Genomic DNA, 17631 nt, shown 5'->3' with positions numbered 1-17631 from the left:
GATAGTTGTTAAATTATAAGGAGGATAATAAAACAATGAGAAGAACAAAGATTGTATGTACGATTGGTCCAGCATCTGAATCAGTTGAACAACTGACCGACCTTATCGAAGCAGGGATGAATGTAGCAAGGTTAAACTTCTCCCATGGTGATTTTGAGGAGCATGGTCAACGTATTAAAAATATTAGAGAAGCCTCAGCTAAGCTTGGCAAAACAGTAGCGATTTTGTTAGATACTAAAGGTCCTGAGATTCGCACCGGTACGATGAAAGATGGTCAAGTTGACATTGTTAAAGGGCAATATATTAATATTTCAATGGATGAAACCGTATTAGGAACAAGTGAAAAATTTGCCGTTACATATCCACAGCTCATTGAGGATGTTCAGGTTGGCTCAAAAATTTTATTAGATGATGGACTAATTGAGCTTGAAGTTGTTGAAATTATCAATGACGTTAAAGAATTAAAAACAAAAGCACTGAATTCAGGGGTATTGAAAAATAAAAAAGGTGTTAATGTTCCTAATGTGAGTGTAAATCTACCAGGTATGACAGAAAAGGATGCCTCAGATATTTTATTTGGTATTGAACAGGGTGTAGATTTTGTAGCTCCTTCCTTTATTCGTCGGGCTGCTGATGTTTTAATGATTCGTGAGCACCTAGATAATAATGGTGGTAAAGATATTAATATTATTCCTAAAATTGAGAACCAAGAAGGGGTCGACAACTTGGATGCCATTATTCAAGTAAGTGATGGTTTAATGGTTGCCCGTGGTGACTTAGGCGTAGAAATCCCACCTGAAGATGTACCTGTTGTGCAAAAAGAAATGATTCAGAAATGTAATATTGCAGGTAAACCAGTTATTACCGCTACTCAAATGCTTGATTCCATGCAACGTAACCCTCGCCCGACTAGAGCAGAAGCTTCTGACGTTGCCAATGCCATTTTTGATGGAACAGATGCGATTATGCTTTCTGGTGAAACAGCTGCTGGAGATTACCCTGTAGAAGCAGTTAAAACCATGCATCGCATTGCGCTAAAAACTGAATCAGCCCTAGATCATAAAAACATTTTAGCTATTCGTTCTAAGTCCAGTGAGATGACAATGACTGATGCCATTAGTCAGTCAGTTAACCATACTGCCATGAATTTAGATGTAGATGCGATTCTAACTCCTACGGTAAGTGGACATACGGCTAGAATGATTTCAAAATATCGGCCTAAAGCTCCAATTATTGCCGTGACATTCGATGAAAAAGTAAGCCGCCGTTTATCGCTAGTATGGGGAGTGCGTGCTATTTTAGGTCAGTTTGCCTACACTACCGATGAGGTCCTAGATTTAGCTATTGAGCGTGGTTTAAGTACTAACTGCTTTAAGCGTGGTGATCGTGTCATCATTACAGCTGGTGTTCCAGTTGGTGAGCGAGGAACAACTAATTTGTTAAAAGTTCACATTATTGGTGACGTGCTAACTAAAGGACAGGGTGTCGGTAAAGGAAGTACAATCGGTCGAGCTGTATTTGCTAAAAATGCTCAACAGGCCATTGAGAAAGTACAATCCGGGGATATCCTTGTTACACAAGGCACAGATAAAGACATGATGCCAGCTCTTGAAAAAGTAAGTGGTATTATTACGGTTGAGGGTGGCTTAACCTCTCATGCTGCTGTAGTAGGACTAGACTTAGCCATTCCAGTTATTGTTGGAGTTGATGATGCGATGGCGAAAATTGAAGAAGGTAAAGAAGTAACCATGGATGCTAAGAAAGGCGACATATACGCAGGACGAGCTAGTATCTTATAAGATATAGCAAATTCATATAGTTATCTGTTATAATATAGAGAAGGGATATTGGTCCCTTCTCTTTTTATACTCTATAAGGATGTGAATCCGATGCTAAGATGGATCGTACTACTGTTTATCTTACTGCCAGCACTAGAAATGGGTCTGTTAGTATGGATTGGAGCCAAGGTTGGTGGCTGGTCTGTTATTGGCTTAATCGTTTTAACGGGACTTATTGGTGCTACTCTAGCCAAGCAACAAGGACTCGGTGTTTTAGCTCGTGCTCAGCATAGCTTGGACAGAGGCGAGTTTCCGACCGATCAAATTTTTGACGGGATTTGCATTTTAATTGGTGCTGTATTATTAATAACTCCTGGCTTTATTACAGATGCTGTAGGATTCTGCTTGTTGATTCCCGTAACTCGCTTACCCTTAAAGAATGGGATAAAAGGGCTGATCCGTCATCAATTCAATAAAGGAAAGGTGACAATTATACGGCGGTTTTAGTTAACGAATAAGAGTCCCTGTTTTAATGTATGTCCAAATAATCCGGTCCAGTTGACTTGCTTTAAGTGCTTGAAGTGTAATGAGAAGGAACGGTGTAAGAATAATACCTAATAATCCCATTATGGTATAGTTAAAATAACCAATCAAGATAACATATAAAGGATTAATACCTACATGCTGTGAAATTAAGCGTGGTTCTGTCAATTGTCGTAGACAAACGACAATAATGTAAACGATTGCCAGTTTAATCGTAAGTGAGAACTGTCCACTTATTAGGGTATAACTTAACCACGGCCACAAAAGTAAACCTACACCTACAAAAGGAATTAGATCAATCATTCCAAATAAAATACCTAACCAAATACTATTTTTTATTCCTATGAAGCTAAAGCCAATCATCATAATAATGCTTGTAATACCTGACACGAGCAACTGTGCTTTAAAATAAGCAAAAGTTGTTTTAGTAAGATTGTTTTTAATCGTTATCGTCGTTTGATAAAGATAAGCAGGCATCCATTTAGTGAGTCGGCCTTTATACGATTCCCAATCCTTGCTCATAAGTAAAGTTCCGATTAGGATGACAAATGTCTGTGAGGTCACCTGAGCAGCTTGAATGAGTAATTTAGATAATAATGGAAAAATTTGATTTGACAATTGCTGTGCCCATTCTAAGGCGATTGTGTAAAAATTGGAGATACTTCGATTCAATTGTCCACTTAAATTAACATGGAAGCGATTCAAAAGGCGTTCCAATCTTATAAATAAGGTATCACCGAGATAATTAACAAATTCCGTTAATGCTGCAAAAGTATCTTCTAAAAAGATAGGAATAAATTGCGAAAAGGAACTAACTGTATCAATTAAATAATGGACGGCTACAGTTGTAATGACAGATATTAGAGTAATTATCAAGAAGAGACTTAAAATAGCCGCTAACAGTTTAGATACATGGAACATTTTTTGAAAGATACGTATAGGTTTTTGTAGCAAAGCGCTTAGGATGATAATGATGACAATCGGGAATAAATAACGAATGACAAGAAAAAAACTAAAACAGAGCAGTAATACAACAGCTAATACAAGAAAAAATCGATTGACTCTATTTTTATATTCTTTTTGCAGAGAGATCACCTGCTTGTCTCATACGGTTTATATAGCATTCTATGTCTGAATCGCATTATTCATGTTAAAAGTTTGCTAATAGTGACTTTTATGATAATATAGTTGATAATCGCTTATTGTGACTTTAGACATAATACCACACCATAATCGCATACCTCACTTCATATCAGGAAATGGTCAACGTACTGCTAATCTATTACTTTCACTTGTTTAAAACAAACATGCTGTCGATAGACTATAGGTACGGTGGACGATCGTCCATTATACATACAAGCCAAGATTGACCTGAAATGGTTCCGTTAATTATCCAAGGTTTGTACTCAAACTAGTCAGGAATGAAAACACTCATTAATGTGCTCAATAGGAGTGCAGAAGATCGGTGCTGTTTAAACAGCTAACCTATAAAGGTTAGTATATGATCTGATTAAATCTCTAGATTAAAGATGGCTTTAAACGGCAGTAGGCACGAGCTTTGTTGTCAAAGAAATAAGCTATGACCGTTTTTAAACAGGAAATCGTCCTATCAACCTTAACGATACAAGGTTGTTAAGAGAGCCAACCAAATAATAGGTTTTAGCATACTTTTCATTTGGAAACTTTTGAAAACCAACAACTTAAAAAGATAAAACTTACCGTGTGAAAACTAGAGTTACTGTTATTAATTTTCTGGGTAAAGGGGAGAAGCTATATGACAACATCTAAAGGATTAGAAGGTGTTATTGTTGCCGAATCAGATATTACTTCAATCATTGATGATCAACTCGCATATGTCGGTTATAATATCGATGAGCTAGTGGAACAAGCTAGCTTTGAAGAAGTCATTTATTTATTGTGGCACAAGCGATTGCCAACACAAAGCGAATTAGCTGAATTTTCAAATAAGCTATTTGAGGAAATGGCTTTACCAGAACAAATGTTGGAACACTTTAAACAGATGAACTTAAAAGAAGTACACCCAATGTCAGCGTTACGCACAGCCATTTCACTTTTAGCCTTATATGATAGCGAAGCAGACAAAATAGAGACCGAAGCTAACTTTAGCAAAGCGATTAGACTACAGGCAAGGATTGCGTCGATTATTACCACTTTTGCTCGGTTGAGAGCTGGAAAAGAGTTGATCAAGCCTAAGCCGAATTTGGGTTATGCTGAGAATTTCTTATATATGTTAAAGGGATCAGAGGTTGATCCACTAGAAGTAGAGGCCTTTAATAAAGCACTAGTCTTACATGCAGATCATGAATTAAATGCTTCGACTTTTACTGCTCGTGTCTGTGTCGCAACATTATCCGATCTCTATTCTGGATTAACCGCAGCCATTGGAGCATTAAAAGGACCTTTGCATGGTGGGGCTAATGAACAAGTTATAAATATGCTTATGGAAATTGGTGAGATTGATCAGGCCATCCCGTATATTGAGCGAAAAATAGCGAATAAGGAAAAAATTATGGGGATGGGACATCGAGTTTATAAAACAGGAGATCCACGGACGAAGCATTTGAAGGAGATGGCAAAGAAATTATCGGAGCGTGCAGGTCAAGAGAAATGGTATCAGATATCGGTTAAGATAGAAGACTATATTAAGCGTGAGAAAGGTTTGCCGGCAAACGTTGATTTCTATTCTGCCTCTGCCTATCATAGTCTGGGTATTGATCATGATTTGTTTACCCCCATTTTTGCTATGAGTCGTACTTCTGGCTGGGTTGCCCATATGCTTGAACAGTACAACAATAATCGATTAATAAGACCAAGAGCTGAATATGTTGGTCCAGCTGATCAAATCTATCAACCTATTTCTAACCGATAATCTTGGTTAGAAAACATTTACATTATAGATATAGGAGGAAACAATGATGACTAATGGAACAAAGATTACTGTAGAAAATGGAAAAGTTAAAACACCTAACCATCCCATTATTCCGTTTATTGAGGGGGATGGGACCGGTCCTGATATTTGGGCTGCTTCTAGTCGTGTCCTAGAAGCTGCAGTAGAGAAAGCTTACCATGGAGAAAAAAGTATTGTATGGAAAGAAGTATTAGCAGGAGAGAAAGCATTTAACCAAACAGGTGAATGGCTACCTGAGGAAACATTAGAGGTAATCCGTGATTACAAAATTGCAATCAAAGGGCCTTTGACTACACCGATCGGCGGTGGTATCCGTTCATTAAATGTTGCTTTACGTCAAAAGTTGGATTTATTTACTTGTCTTCGCCCTGTTCGTTACTTTGATGGTGTTCCTTCACCAGTAAAGCGTCCTGAAGATACAAATATGGTGATCTTCCGAGAAAATACGGAAGATATTTATGCAGGGATTGAGTGGGAAAAAGGCTCAGAAGAAGTAAAGAAAGTGATTGACTTTCTTGAAAAAGAGATGGGTGTAACGAATATTCGTTTCCCTGAAACCTCTGGTATCGGCGTTAAACCTGTTTCTGAAGAAGGAACAAAGCGCATTGTTCGAGCAGCTATCGATTATGCGATTAAAGAAGGTCGTAAAAGTGTAACGCTTGTTCATAAAGGTAATATTATGAAATTTACTGAAGGCGCCTTTAAAAACTGGGGCTATCAATTAGCAGAACAAGAATATGGTGATCAAGTCTTTACTTGGGCTGAATATGATAAGATTGTTGAAAAAGAAGGACGCGCAGCAGCAGACGAAGCTCAAAAAGCAGCTGAACAAGCTGGAAAAATCATTATTAAAGATGCAATTGCTGATATTTTCTTACAACAAATACTAACACGTCCAAAAGAGTTTGATGTAGTTGCTACAATGAATTTAAATGGTGACTACATTTCGGATGCTCTTGCTGCTCAAGTTGGAGGAATTGGAATTGCACCAGGTGCTAATATCAACTATGAGACAGGCCATGCTATTTTTGAGGCAACTCATGGTACAGCACCTAAATATGCTGGTCTTGATAAAGTGAATCCTTCTTCTGTTATTTTGTCTGGTGTATTAATGCTTGAGCACTTAGGCTGGAAGGAAGCGGCTGACTTAATTACCTCTGCAATGGACAAGACAATTAGCTCAAAAGTAGTGACCTATGATTTTGCTCGGTTAATGGAAGGAGCAACAGAAGTCAAAACATCTGAATTTGCAGATGCTTTAATTAACAATATGAATTAAAAGAATGCAAAACTGTCGACAATATCAGTTCCCCCAAAAGTTAGACTGAAAAAAAGCTAACTTTTGGGGGTTTCTTAACTTCATTCAGCAGAAGTCTGCCACTGTTATAAGTGGTGAGAGAATAAATTATCGCAGTGTAACTGGCTGGGGCTGCGATTACTCGCCCCATCCAAGGGCTTTTGTAAGCCTCCTCCTTTAAGAAATAAGTGAACACGTCATGTCTGAGTGGGAGATCCAACAGCCAGCAACGGCCCGATTGGTTCAACTAACGTTCAGCGGGGGATAGGAAGCTGACTAAGTTCGTGACGTCGTATCGCAAAGTCTGCACGAGCACATCCTATGCGCGACCCCCACTGAACGAAGTTTCACTTTATGTATAATACTAGATGATAAGTATCGGCAAGTGTATTAAGCTGTTTTAGACTAGCACCTTTGTTTTGTAACTAAGTCAACTAGGATTAGACGTTTGTGGCCAATCAAGACCTAATCATTCAGCCAAAGACGCTTAAATGATAACTTTAATTTAGAAAAAGTCCAAATAATTAACGTAGCTTCAATTATCTGTTTAAAAAACATCGGTATAAAATATAAGGAAATGATAGGTTGGATTTGGTTAATAACAAAAATAATTGAACAATTTTTACATACAATTTATATTGTAAAGAAAAATTAACAGAGAGGGCGTTACATTTATAATTGATTTCTATTCACAATTTGATTGCTTCACGGTATGATTGGAATAGAACAGATAAGGGGGGCTTCATATGAATCAGAAGGTATTAATTGTGGATGATGAAGAATCAATTGTAACCTTATTACAATATAATATTGAGAAAGCTGGCTTTAAAACGTCGGTTGCTCAAACAGGGGTTGAAGCCTTGAAAATGGCCACTCAGCAGACCTTTGATCTTATTATATTAGATCTTATGCTTCCGGAGATGGAGGGAACTGAGGTATGTAAGCAGCTTCGTCAGCAAAAAGTAGACACGCCTATTCTTATGCTGACGGCCAAAGATGATGAATTTGATAAAATACTAGGCTTAGAACTTGGTGCTGATGATTATTTAACAAAGCCGTTTAGTCCAAAAGAAGTCGTGGCACGCATTAAAGCGATTCTAAGACGAACGAATAAAAAATCTGACACAGATCCACTTCACTTAAGTATTGGTAACTTGACTATTTATCCTGAACAGTATGAAGCTATGATTAATGATGAGCTGCTAACGTTTACCCGAAAAGAATTCGAATTGCTTTTATATCTAGCTCGTCACAAAGGCAAAGTGCTCTCAAGAGATCAGTTGTTAAGTGCCGTCTGGAATTATGACTTTAGTGGTGATACCCGAATTGTTGATGTCCATGTCAGTCATTTAAGAGAAAAGATTGAGCCAGATACTAAGCAACCTATTTATATCAAAACCATAAGAGGGCTGGGTTATAAAATGGAGGAACCTGCTAAATGAAAAAAACAAGAGCAAATTTGTTCTTTGTTTATAGCTTGATTGTGACCTTATTATTTCTTATTTTACTTACCCTAATTTTACCGCTGACAAGTGGTGGTGATCGGGTTATTGCAACCTTGATACTGGTTGGGGGACTAGCTGTTGTTGTTGTCTTGTTTTACCAAATATATTTAAATTATATTAAGCCTGTTCATCAAATAACTGGTACATTACAAGAATTAATTAGGGGAAACTATAAAGCAAGAGCTTTTGAGAGCTATCATTATGGGACCGGTCGATTAGCTCAGTCAGTCAATCAGCTGGCTCGCAATCTACAATACTTAAATCGCCAGGAAAAAATGCACGGTCGCCAACTCCATACGGTTATTGACCATATGGAGAGTGGGCTTATGCTGATAGATGAGCAAGGTTATGTTCATTTGGTGAATCGGAAGTTTATCGAGCAATTTGGTAAAACTGAAGAAGCCTACCATAATAAAATTTACTATCATGTGATGGATCAGCAAAAAGTATACCAAGCAGTACAAGAGGCGTTTTTATACGAACAGACAGTAAAAGGATCGATTACCCAATCAAAGGATGGACAAGTTAGCCATTTAGAGTTTGTCGGTGCGCCATTCTTTAATGAATCAAGAGAACTACGTGGCGTTGTCCTCGTATTCCATGATATAACGGATTTAAAAAAGGTTGAACAAATGCGTAAGGATTTTGTAGCAAACGTTTCACATGAGTTAAAAACACCGATTACCTCCATTAAAGGTTTTGCTGAAACGCTATTGGATGACGAGCTGACTAATATTGAGTTGCAACGTAAGTTTTTAACGATCATTTATAAGGAAAGTGATCGTCTCCAGGCACTCATTCATGATTTACTTGAGCTTTCTAAACTAGAAAAGGAAGAATTTCGTTTAAAAATTGCCAAAGTAAATATGACTGAATTATTGTCAGATAGTGTTGAAATTGTCCGTAGTCAAGCAGAGCAAAAGGCGATCGAAATTAAGTTTGAGGTTGCCAATGAATTGTTTTTGACAGGTGATGCGCCACGATTAAAGCAGGTTTTTCTGAACTTACTTTATAATGCGATAAATTATACGAGTGAAGGTGGAACCATCTTGCTTAGAGCTAAGCAGACGGATCAGTGGTTAGAAGTTCAAGTTTCTGATACAGGTATTGGAATTCCTAAAGCACTCATTGATCGAATTTTTGAGCGCTTTTATCGTGTCGATAAAGCACGTAGTCGAAATACCGGCGGTACAGGTCTAGGCCTAGCTATTGTTAAGCATATTCTCGAGGCTCATGATGGACTTATCCAAGTCGAAAGTGAGCTTGATGCGGGATCGACATTTACCGTTTCTATTCCCCTCACACTAAATAATCACTAAAAAAGAAGACTATTACGGGATGATCGACTAATGATTTAAAAAGTGCCTATCACTGTAACTGTACTATAATTTGGAATCAGTAAAAGATGCCCCTACCTCCTGATAATGAAGGTGGGGGAGGAAATTCCTTTCATATAACCCTTTTTGATCTAACTCCCTTTAAGGGCTTTTTTTTTTGCTTGAAAATCTTATATTTGTCAATTAAGAAAAGAACGAGTCATTCAAGTTACTGGAAAGGATATCGAAAAATTGTTCATTATAACTACTTGCTTATGCTTTGACTATATTTGGAACCGTACTTTTTTTAGGCAATGATAAAGAAACATGATAGAATAAACTATAAAGTAATAAAGATGGAGGAATTTTTTAATGACGCAGAAAAACAAGCTGATTTTAATTGATGGAAATAGCATCCTATATCGTGCTTTTTTTGCTTTACCTTTACTAAGTAATGATAAAGGGGTATATACAAATGCGGTTTTCGGCTTTACTAAAATGTTGTTACGTGTATTAGAGGAACAGCAGCCGACCCATATACTGGTTGCTTTCGATGCAGGGAAGACAACCTTCCGTCATCAAACATATGGGGATTATAAAGGGGGGCGACAACAGACGCCACCAGAATTATCGGAACAGTTTAATCTTGTCCGTGAATTACTTGATGCAAGTTCGATTAAGTATTATCAGTTAGACCAATATGAAGCCGACGATATTATTGGTACATTGTCACATGAAGCCACTAAACAAGGGTTCGATGTTCGTGTTATTTCTGGAGATAAGGATATGCTGCAGCTTGTCTCAGACCATGTCCAAGTACACATTACACGTAAAGGCATAAGCGAAGTGGATGTCTACACCCCCGAGTTATTGCTTGAAAAGTTAACATTGAAGCCGGAACAAATTATTGATATGAAAGCCTTAATGGGAGACAGTTCTGATAATATTCCAGGTGTACCTGGAGTAGGTGAAAAGACAGCGATTAAACTATTAAATCAATTCGAAACCCTTGAGCATATTTATGGGAATATAGATCAGGTAAAAGGGAAAAAGCTTCAAGAAAAATTAATGGCGCATAAAGATGAAGCATTTATGAGTCAAGAGCTTGCTACAATCAATTGTGCTTCTCCAATTACGATAAAGGTAGATGATATTGATTACCAGGGTTATGATTCTAATCGCCTAAGCTCGTTATTTAAGAATCTTGGCTTTCAATCACTCTTAGATACCATCGGTTCTAGTGAAGAGGCTGACGCCAATAAATCTAATCAGTTAACGGATATCCCAGTTGAGATCATTGAACAGGTTGAAGATATTCAGTTCTCAGGTCATGAAGCGTTAGTCGTTGAAATGGTAGATGATAATTATCATCTTGCTAATATTGAAGGGATTGGTATTGTTAATGCTGATCACCACTACTTTATTCCAGCTGACATTGCCTTAAATTCAGATTCACTTAAGACTTGGCTAGAAGATCCGAAACAAACGAAAATCAGCTTTGATTCAAAGCAAGTTACCGTGGCACTGCTACGTCATGGAATAAAGGTAAAAGGAATAAGATTTGATTTATTGTTAGCTTCATATTTAATTAATCCATCTGAGAATAATCATGACATTCCAGCGATTAGTCATCGTCTAGGTTATCAAAATGTTTTGTTTGATGAAGAGATATATGGAAAAGGGGCAAAGCTCAAAATACCAGATTTACCTATTTTAGCAGAGCATGTGGTTAGAAAGACCAAGGCACTTTATCTTTTAAAAGACAAGGCTAAACAGGCCTTAAAAGAAAATCAACAAGAAGCATTATTAAATGAGTTAGAACTGCCATTAGCGATAATTTTAGGTCGAATGGAAGCTCAAGGCGTTCGTGTCAATCAACAACAACTTGAAGATATGCAGATTGAACTTAAGGAACGTTTAGAAACAATTGAGCAGGAGGTACACGAGCTGGCAGGCGAGCGCTTTAACTTAAACTCACCTAAACAGCTTGGTCCGATTTTGTTTGAGAAACTAGGTTTACCCGTAATCAAAAAAACAAAAACAGGCTATTCTACCTCAGCTGATGTATTAGAACAATTAGAGAATAAACATCCGATCATTGCTAAGCTATTACTTTATCGTCAATTAGGGAAGCTTCAATCTACCTATATTGAAGGTCTGTTAAAAGTTATTCATGATGATAATAAAATTCATACACGTTTTAATCAGGCTTTAACACAAACTGGGCGATTAAGTTCAATTGATCCTAATCTTCAAAATATCCCAATTCGATTGGAAGAAGGACGTAAAATTAGAAAAGCTTTTATTCCAAGTGAACAAGATTGGGTCATGTTTGCAGCAGACTACTCGCAAATTGAGCTACGTGTCCTTGCCCATATTGCGGGTGATGAGAAATTAATTGCGGCATTCAAAGAAGATCGTGATATTCACACTCAAACAGCAATGGATGTTTTCCATGTAGAGATGGACCAAGTCAATGATTTAATGAGGAGACAAGCAAAGGCCGTCAACTTTGGTATTGTCTATGGCATTAGTGATTATGGATTATCACAAAATTTAGGTATTACAAGAAAAGAGGCCAAAGCATTTATTGATCGATATTTCGTTAGCTACCCAGGAGTAAAGGATTACATGGATCGTATTGTTCTACAGGCTAAACAAGAGGGATTTGTGAAAACCTTGATGCAACGTAGACGTTACTTGCCTGAAATTACTAGTCGGAACTTTAATCAACGTAGCTTTGCTGAGCGGACTGCAATGAATACACCAATACAGGGTAGTGCAGCTGATATTATAAAAAAAGCAATGATTGATCTTGATTTTGCCTTGGCGTATCAGGGGTTATCAGCTCGGATTATATTACAAGTACATGATGAATTAATATTAGAAGCACCAAAATCAGAGATTGAGAAATTAAAACAGCTTGTACCAGAGATTATGGAGAATGCAGTTAAGCTAGATGTACCATTAAAGGTTGACTATGCCTATGGATCAACCTGGTATGATGCTAAGTAGGGGAGATAGAGAACATGCCAGAATTACCAGAGGTCGAAACCGTTCGACTAACCTTAAAAGAACTCGTTATAAATGAGCGTATTAAGGACATTACAATTCGTTGGCCCAAAATTATTAAAACACCATCAGATACTGAACAATTTAGGCATGCCTTGATTGATCAAGTTATTTTAGATATTCAACGTAAAGGTAAATTTCTCATTTTTGAATTAGAGGATTATGCACTGGTCTCCCATCTGCGCATGGAGGGGAAATATGGTGTCTACCCGAATACTGAACCAATAGACAAGCATACACATGTCATTTTTCAATTTGAAAGTGGGAAAGCACTACATTATCATGATGTCCGTAAATTTGGCACCATGCACTTATATCGCAAGGGAGAGCAATATTTAACAAAGCCATTAAGTGTATTAGGGCCCGATCCGTTTGAGCCAAGCTATCATATTGATCAACTCTTTCCTAAAATTAAGCAAAGCACGCGAGCGATCAAAAATATTTTATTAGATCAGTATGTGATTGCTGGTTTAGGCAATATCTATGTTGATGAAACACTATATCGTGCCAAAGTCCACCCACTTACAAAAGGGAAAGACCTAACAAGAGACCAAGTGAATACGATTTTGCTGGAGGCGAAAGCTACCATTACAGAGGCAGTAAAGCAGGGTGGGACGACCATTCGAAGCTATGTTAATAGCCAAGGCCAGATTGGTATGTTTCAACAGCAGCTTTTTGCTTATGGACAAACCGATAAACCATGTAAACGATGTGGCGATACCATTATTAAAATTAAAGTATCAAATCGAGGCACTCACCTTTGTCCAAGTTGTCAGCCTCTCAAATAGTCTAACTATCCAAGCCAACATTCACATCTTGCCATAAAGCCCATATACTATCCCAGGTTTACTAATTGAGCTTGGAGAGGGTGCATATGGAGATGATAAATATACTCTCCCTATTTGTTTTGGCTTTTGCAGTTAGTATGGACAGTTTTATGGTTGCGTTTGGCTATGGCTTGAAGCAACTCCAATTATCTCGGCAGACGATGATCATTATTGGGTGTTGCTCAGGAATTGTTTTTGCCTTAGCGATGAGTATTGGTGAGCTTATCGCCTTGGTTGTAACTGAACAGTTTACTAACTACCTAGGTGCCTTTTTGTTAGTAGGTTTAGGCATATATAGTGTTTATACCTTTGATAGACCGGTTCAAAAAGCAGAGCGAACGATGCGTTATCGCTTTGAATTGGAGAAATTAGGCTTAGTTATAGAAATTTTAAAGAAGCCCATTCTAGCTGACCTTGATCGCTCTGGTCATATTTCCGGTATGGAAGCCTTATTTCTTGGCTTAGCATTATCATTAGATGCAAGTGCGGCAGGGATCGGGGCGGCATTGACCGGAACATCTTGGTTAGCAGCTGGATTAATCACATTAATGACCATCCTTTTTCTTAGATTAGGGCTGTACGTAGGGTGTAAATGCTCGTCCGTCGTGATGCCTAACCAAATAAGATACTTACCAGGCCTATTATTAATTTTATTGGGCCTCAGCCGTTTATTTTTTTAACTTTCAGCAAAAGTCACTTTTAAAGTGGTGAGATAAATGTCTGTTTGTCTGTTTATCCCTGCTGAGTAAAGTTAAAGGCTCGGCGGATACGACAGTTTTTAGCGGACGAAGCTCGATAAAATCTGGGCGCCAATACGCCAAGGCAGATTTGATTTTGATAACGAAGGTGAAGATAGATGACAAAGATAATTGGATTAACAGGGAGTATTGCTACTGGTAAGAGTACAGTAGCAACTCTATTTAACAATGACGGAATCCCAGTAGTAGATGCTGATCAGATTGCACGTCAAGTTGTTGAACCTGATCGGGATGCCTATAAACAAATTATCAAAACGTTTGGACATGATTTGCTTAAAGCCGACCAAACCTTGGATCGAAAAAAGCTAGCTAAGCTTATTTTCAATGATCCGATCAAACGACAAGCCTTAAATCAGATTGTCCATCCAGCGATCACTGATGCAATAATAGCGGAGCGTGATGCCTTAATAAAGCAACAACCTCATTTAATTGTGCTGGATATTCCGTTATTATATGAGAATGAGTTAACTCACCTTGTTGATCAGGTTATCGTTGTTTATACACCTGTGGATGTCCAAGTCAAACGACTTATGAAGCGCAATCAGTTAACCAAGCAAGAAGCTGAAGCAAGGATTAATAGTCAAATATCGATTGAATTGAAAGCCCAATGGGCTAATTTTGTCATTGATAATAGTGGTGCACTCGAACAAACTGAGCACCAATATGATCAAATCATAGGGCAATTAAAGGTTTAAGCTGTGTAACTGGCTGGGGCTGCGATTACTCGCCCCATCGAAGGGCTTTTGTAAGACGCCCCCTTCTAAAATAAGGGATCATGTCAAGTCTAAGAGGGGAGATCCAACAGCCAGTAACGGCCCGATTGGTTCAACTAACGTTCAGTGGGGGATGGAGGAAGCTGACTAAGTTCGCGACATCGTGTCACTACGTCTGCACGAGCACATCCTATGCGTCGAAACCCTCACTGAACGAAGTTTCACTTTATTATGCTACTATCACGCTTTTTAGAAAAGAGACTCCTCTGCTTAGAAATGGTTCTACCTTTCTAGGTAGAGGTTTTGCCTTGGTTAAAGCAATAAAATTCTTGAAAAAATTCGCGAAAAATCTTGCCAAAGCTATCATTTCGATATATACTTTTTCTGCACGAGCATAATTTTAGTTAGAACGTGTATCTTATGGAATATAGCTGCAAAAGTGTGCACATGATTTGCTTAAAGGGTTAGGACCTCTCTGGACTAACTTTCCCCCGTGGCATATCAGGCAACCATTTTTAAAATTAGTAAAAGTAGGGGGAGTTTCAAAATGGATACAATGGGTAGACATGTTATTGCTGAGATGTGGGATTGTAATATTGAGATTCTGAATGATATGGGCAAGATTGAACAAATCTTTGTCAATGCCGCCTTAAAGGCAGGTGCAGAGATTAGAGAAGTTGCTTTTCATAAATTTGCGCCACAGGGCGTAAGTGGAGTTGTCATTATTTCAGAGTCGCATTTAACCATTCATAGCTTTCCAGAGCATGGTTATGCCAGTATAGATGTTTATACATGTGGTGATGTAATAGACCCGAATGTGGCATGTAATTATATTTCAGAGGCTATTGAGGCAAAAAAGTGTGAAAAAATTGAAGTACCTCGTGGTATAGGTCCGATTCAAGTGCCTAAACAACAGGCTGCTTTATAATAAAGTTCGTAACAATGACCTATCTACTCGTGATCGATAAGATGAGTAGATAGGTCTTTTGCTATCGTGAAGCTAACAAATTAGACTTAGTCGTTTCTCCAAGAACTTTTGCATTGTTATCGTTTTCTTAGCTAAAATATGTTAAAATAGCCCTAAGTAAACACACGATATCGCTATACATAAAGGGAATCTATTTTATAATAATGAGGTGTAGTAATGGGCTTTAAGGAAACATTAAACAAGTATTTTAACAATCATTCAGAAACAGGTGAAAAGCATTGGGATCCAGAGCTTCGAACCCACTATTTTAAAACGACTAAGGATAAAGCGTTTGATACGTTAGTAGATTATTTTAAAAGAAAACCAGGCTGTCAGGTGTTAGCAACCTCAGAGCCACATGGTGAAATAAGTATTAATTACCGTGGCAAACGCCGTGCCTTTATCATAGTGACAGTTATCATGGTAAAGCCATTAAGAACGGCTGTTGATTTCTCAATAACAACTGAGGGAAGTTTTCTTGATTTGGGCTTTAGTCATAATCTAATTAAAAAGCTTTATCAGGATTTAAAAAATCATATGACACTTATCGATATGAAAAGTTAAAGCATGGGTTGATCTAAGATAAGTTAATGAGATGGGGGTGGAAGAAAATGCGATGCCCAAGTTGTCAACATAAGCATACTCGTGTATTAGATTCACGCCCGATTGAAGAAGGTGGTGCCATTCGCAGACGACGTGAATGTGAGACCTGTAACTACCGATTTACAACCTTTGAGCGTGTTGAGGAAATTCCTCTAATCGTTATTAAAAAAGAAGGAGTACGTGAAACCTTTAGTCGAGAAAAGCTTATTCGTGGTTTAATTAAAGCCTGTGAAAAAAGACCTGTTTCACTGGAGCAATTAGAAGAACTAGCCCTTGATGTGGAGAGAGAATTGCGTAGTCGAGGAGTTGCAGAAATTGAAAGTAAGGATGTAGGAGAACTAGTCATGGATGGATTAGCTACCATTGATGAGGTAGCCTATGTTCGGTTTGCCTCAGTCTATCGACAGTTCAAGGACATCAATGTTTTTCTCGATGAATTAAAGGATTTAATTCAACATTCTGATAAACCCGAAAAATGAGCCAGAACGGCTCTTTTTTCAGTTATAGCTGTTGTTTTAAAAATGAAACTGACGATAGTCTAAAACCATAAAGATAGAATAATAACATTAGTCGATGGTAGAATTTTTAAAGACTTAACGAAGAAATGAAGAAAACGAGTATTTTAATGATGGTTAGCTTGCTGAAAAACAGTATGTAAAAGAGCCGATAAGAAGTGGAAATTATCTGATATCTAACAAAAATTTCAGGAATGCTAAGAATTCAATATCTATCAAGTGAATTCATAATTAACTTGATTATAATTTTATCACAGTGTAACTGTCTGGGGCTGCGATTACTCGCCCCATCGAAGGGCTTTTGTAAGCCTCCTACATCAAGAAATAAGGGAGCACGTCATGTCTAAGTGGGAGATCCAACGGCCAGTAACGGCCCGATTGGTTCAACTAACGTTCAGTGGGGGGAGGAAGCTGACTAAGTTCGCGACGTCGTGTCGCAACGTCTGCACGAGCACATCCTATGCGTTGAAACCCCCACTGAACGAAGTTTCATTTTATTTATAGTTTTGCCTCTTGCTAGCTTGAACAATTGAATGTTAACGATTATGCTAGAGGAAGAGAATTTAATCTATACTTAAATGTTGAACAGCATTTTCGATCGTCTAAGATCTAATTTATCGCAGTGTAACTGGTTGGGGCTGCGATTACTCGCCCCATCGAAGGGCTTTTGTTAACCTCCCACTTCAAGAAATAAGGGAACATGTTATTTCTAGATGGGAGATCCAACAGCCAGTAACGGCCCGATTGGTTCAACTAACGTTCAGTGAGGGAGAGAGGAAGCTGACTAAGTTTGCGACATCGTGTCGCA

At 38.0% G+C, this 17631-nt stretch carries 14 protein-coding genes; 13 read left to right on the top strand and 1 reads right to left on the bottom strand.

The genetic code is table 11. The annotated features are described in order from the left end of the window. Positions 1-35 precede the first annotated feature (35 nt). Positions 36-1799, top strand: a complete 1764-nt coding sequence (gene pyk / locus ASE01S_RS12560; protein WP_067842932.1) for a pyruvate kinase — start codon at positions 36-38, stop codon at positions 1797-1799. Positions 1800-1889: 90 nt separating this feature from the next. Then, positions 1890-2285, top strand: a complete 396-nt coding sequence (locus ASE01S_RS12555; protein ID WP_067842930.1) for an FxsA family protein — start codon at positions 1890-1892, stop codon at positions 2283-2285. Here ASE01S_RS12555 and ASE01S_RS12550 read toward each other — a convergent pair whose 3' ends face one another. After that, positions 2286-3416, bottom strand: coding sequence for an AI-2E family transporter (locus ASE01S_RS12550; protein WP_067842927.1), 1131 nt, complete (start codon positions 3414-3416; stop codon positions 2286-2288). Positions 3417-4095: 679 nt separating this feature from the next. Here ASE01S_RS12550 and citZ point away from each other — a divergent pair. The 11 genes from citZ (at position 4096) to nrdR (ending at position 16787) form a co-directional block, all read left to right on the top strand. Beyond that, the gene (gene citZ, locus ASE01S_RS12545) at positions 4096-5211 is read left to right on the top strand and encodes a citrate synthase (protein WP_067842924.1); all 1116 of its coding nucleotides are present in this window, start codon (positions 4096-4098) and stop codon (positions 5209-5211) included. A 46-nt stretch (positions 5212-5257) separates the two neighbouring features. Beyond that, the gene (gene icd / locus ASE01S_RS12540; protein ID WP_067842920.1) at positions 5258-6529 is read left to right on the top strand and encodes an NADP-dependent isocitrate dehydrogenase; all 1272 of its coding nucleotides are present in this window, start codon (positions 5258-5260) and stop codon (positions 6527-6529) included. 764 nt (positions 6530-7293) lie between these two features. Further along, positions 7294-7989: a response regulator transcription factor gene (locus ASE01S_RS12535; protein WP_067842918.1), complete on the top strand. Its 696-nt coding sequence runs from the start codon at positions 7294-7296 to the stop codon at positions 7987-7989. Then, entirely contained in the window at positions 7986-9371 is a 1386-nt protein-coding gene (pnpS, locus tag ASE01S_RS12530; RefSeq protein WP_067842915.1) for a two-component system histidine kinase PnpS, read from the top strand. Before ASE01S_RS12535 ends, pnpS begins: the two co-directional genes overlap by 4 nt. 369 nt (positions 9372-9740) lie before the next feature. Continuing rightward, on the top strand, positions 9741-12383 hold the full coding sequence (polA, locus tag ASE01S_RS12525; RefSeq protein WP_067842912.1) for a DNA polymerase I: 2643 nt from the start codon (positions 9741-9743) through the stop codon (positions 12381-12383). Between the two features lie 14 nt (positions 12384-12397). After that, positions 12398-13228 carry a DNA-formamidopyrimidine glycosylase gene (mutM, locus tag ASE01S_RS12520; protein WP_067842910.1) on the top strand — a complete coding sequence of 277 codons (831 nt, stop codon included), beginning with the start codon at positions 12398-12400 and terminating at the stop codon, positions 13226-13228. Between the two features lie 86 nt (positions 13229-13314). Next, positions 13315-13947 (top strand): sporulation membrane protein YtaF, encoded by a 633-nt coding sequence (ytaF, locus tag ASE01S_RS12515; RefSeq protein WP_245630378.1) that lies wholly within the window; start codon positions 13315-13317, stop codon positions 13945-13947. 176 nt (positions 13948-14123) lie between these two features. Then, complete coding sequence (gene coaE / locus ASE01S_RS12510; RefSeq protein ID WP_067842907.1) at positions 14124-14720, top strand: dephospho-CoA kinase; 597 nt, start codon at positions 14124-14126, stop codon at positions 14718-14720. A gap of 565 nt (positions 14721-15285) precedes the next feature. Then, positions 15286-15666: an adenosylmethionine decarboxylase gene (speD, locus tag ASE01S_RS12505; RefSeq protein ID WP_067842904.1), complete on the top strand. Its 381-nt coding sequence runs from the start codon at positions 15286-15288 to the stop codon at positions 15664-15666. Between the two features lie 216 nt (positions 15667-15882). Continuing rightward, positions 15883-16269, top strand: a complete 387-nt coding sequence (locus ASE01S_RS12500; protein WP_067842901.1) for a cytosolic protein — start codon at positions 15883-15885, stop codon at positions 16267-16269. Between the two features lie 47 nt (positions 16270-16316). Further along, a complete protein-coding gene (nrdR, locus tag ASE01S_RS12495) occupies positions 16317-16787 on the top strand; it encodes a transcriptional regulator NrdR (RefSeq protein WP_067842898.1) in 471 nt (156 codons plus the stop codon). Positions 16788-17631 lie beyond the last annotated feature (844 nt).

It is taken from the genome of Amphibacillus sediminis NBRC 103570 (assembly GCF_001552275.1).
Lineage (GTDB): Bacteria > Bacillota > Bacilli > Bacillales > Amphibacillaceae > Amphibacillus_B > Amphibacillus_B sediminis.
The sequence above is the reverse complement of the archived record's forward strand: the minus strand, read 5'-3'. Positions and strand labels throughout refer to the sequence as shown.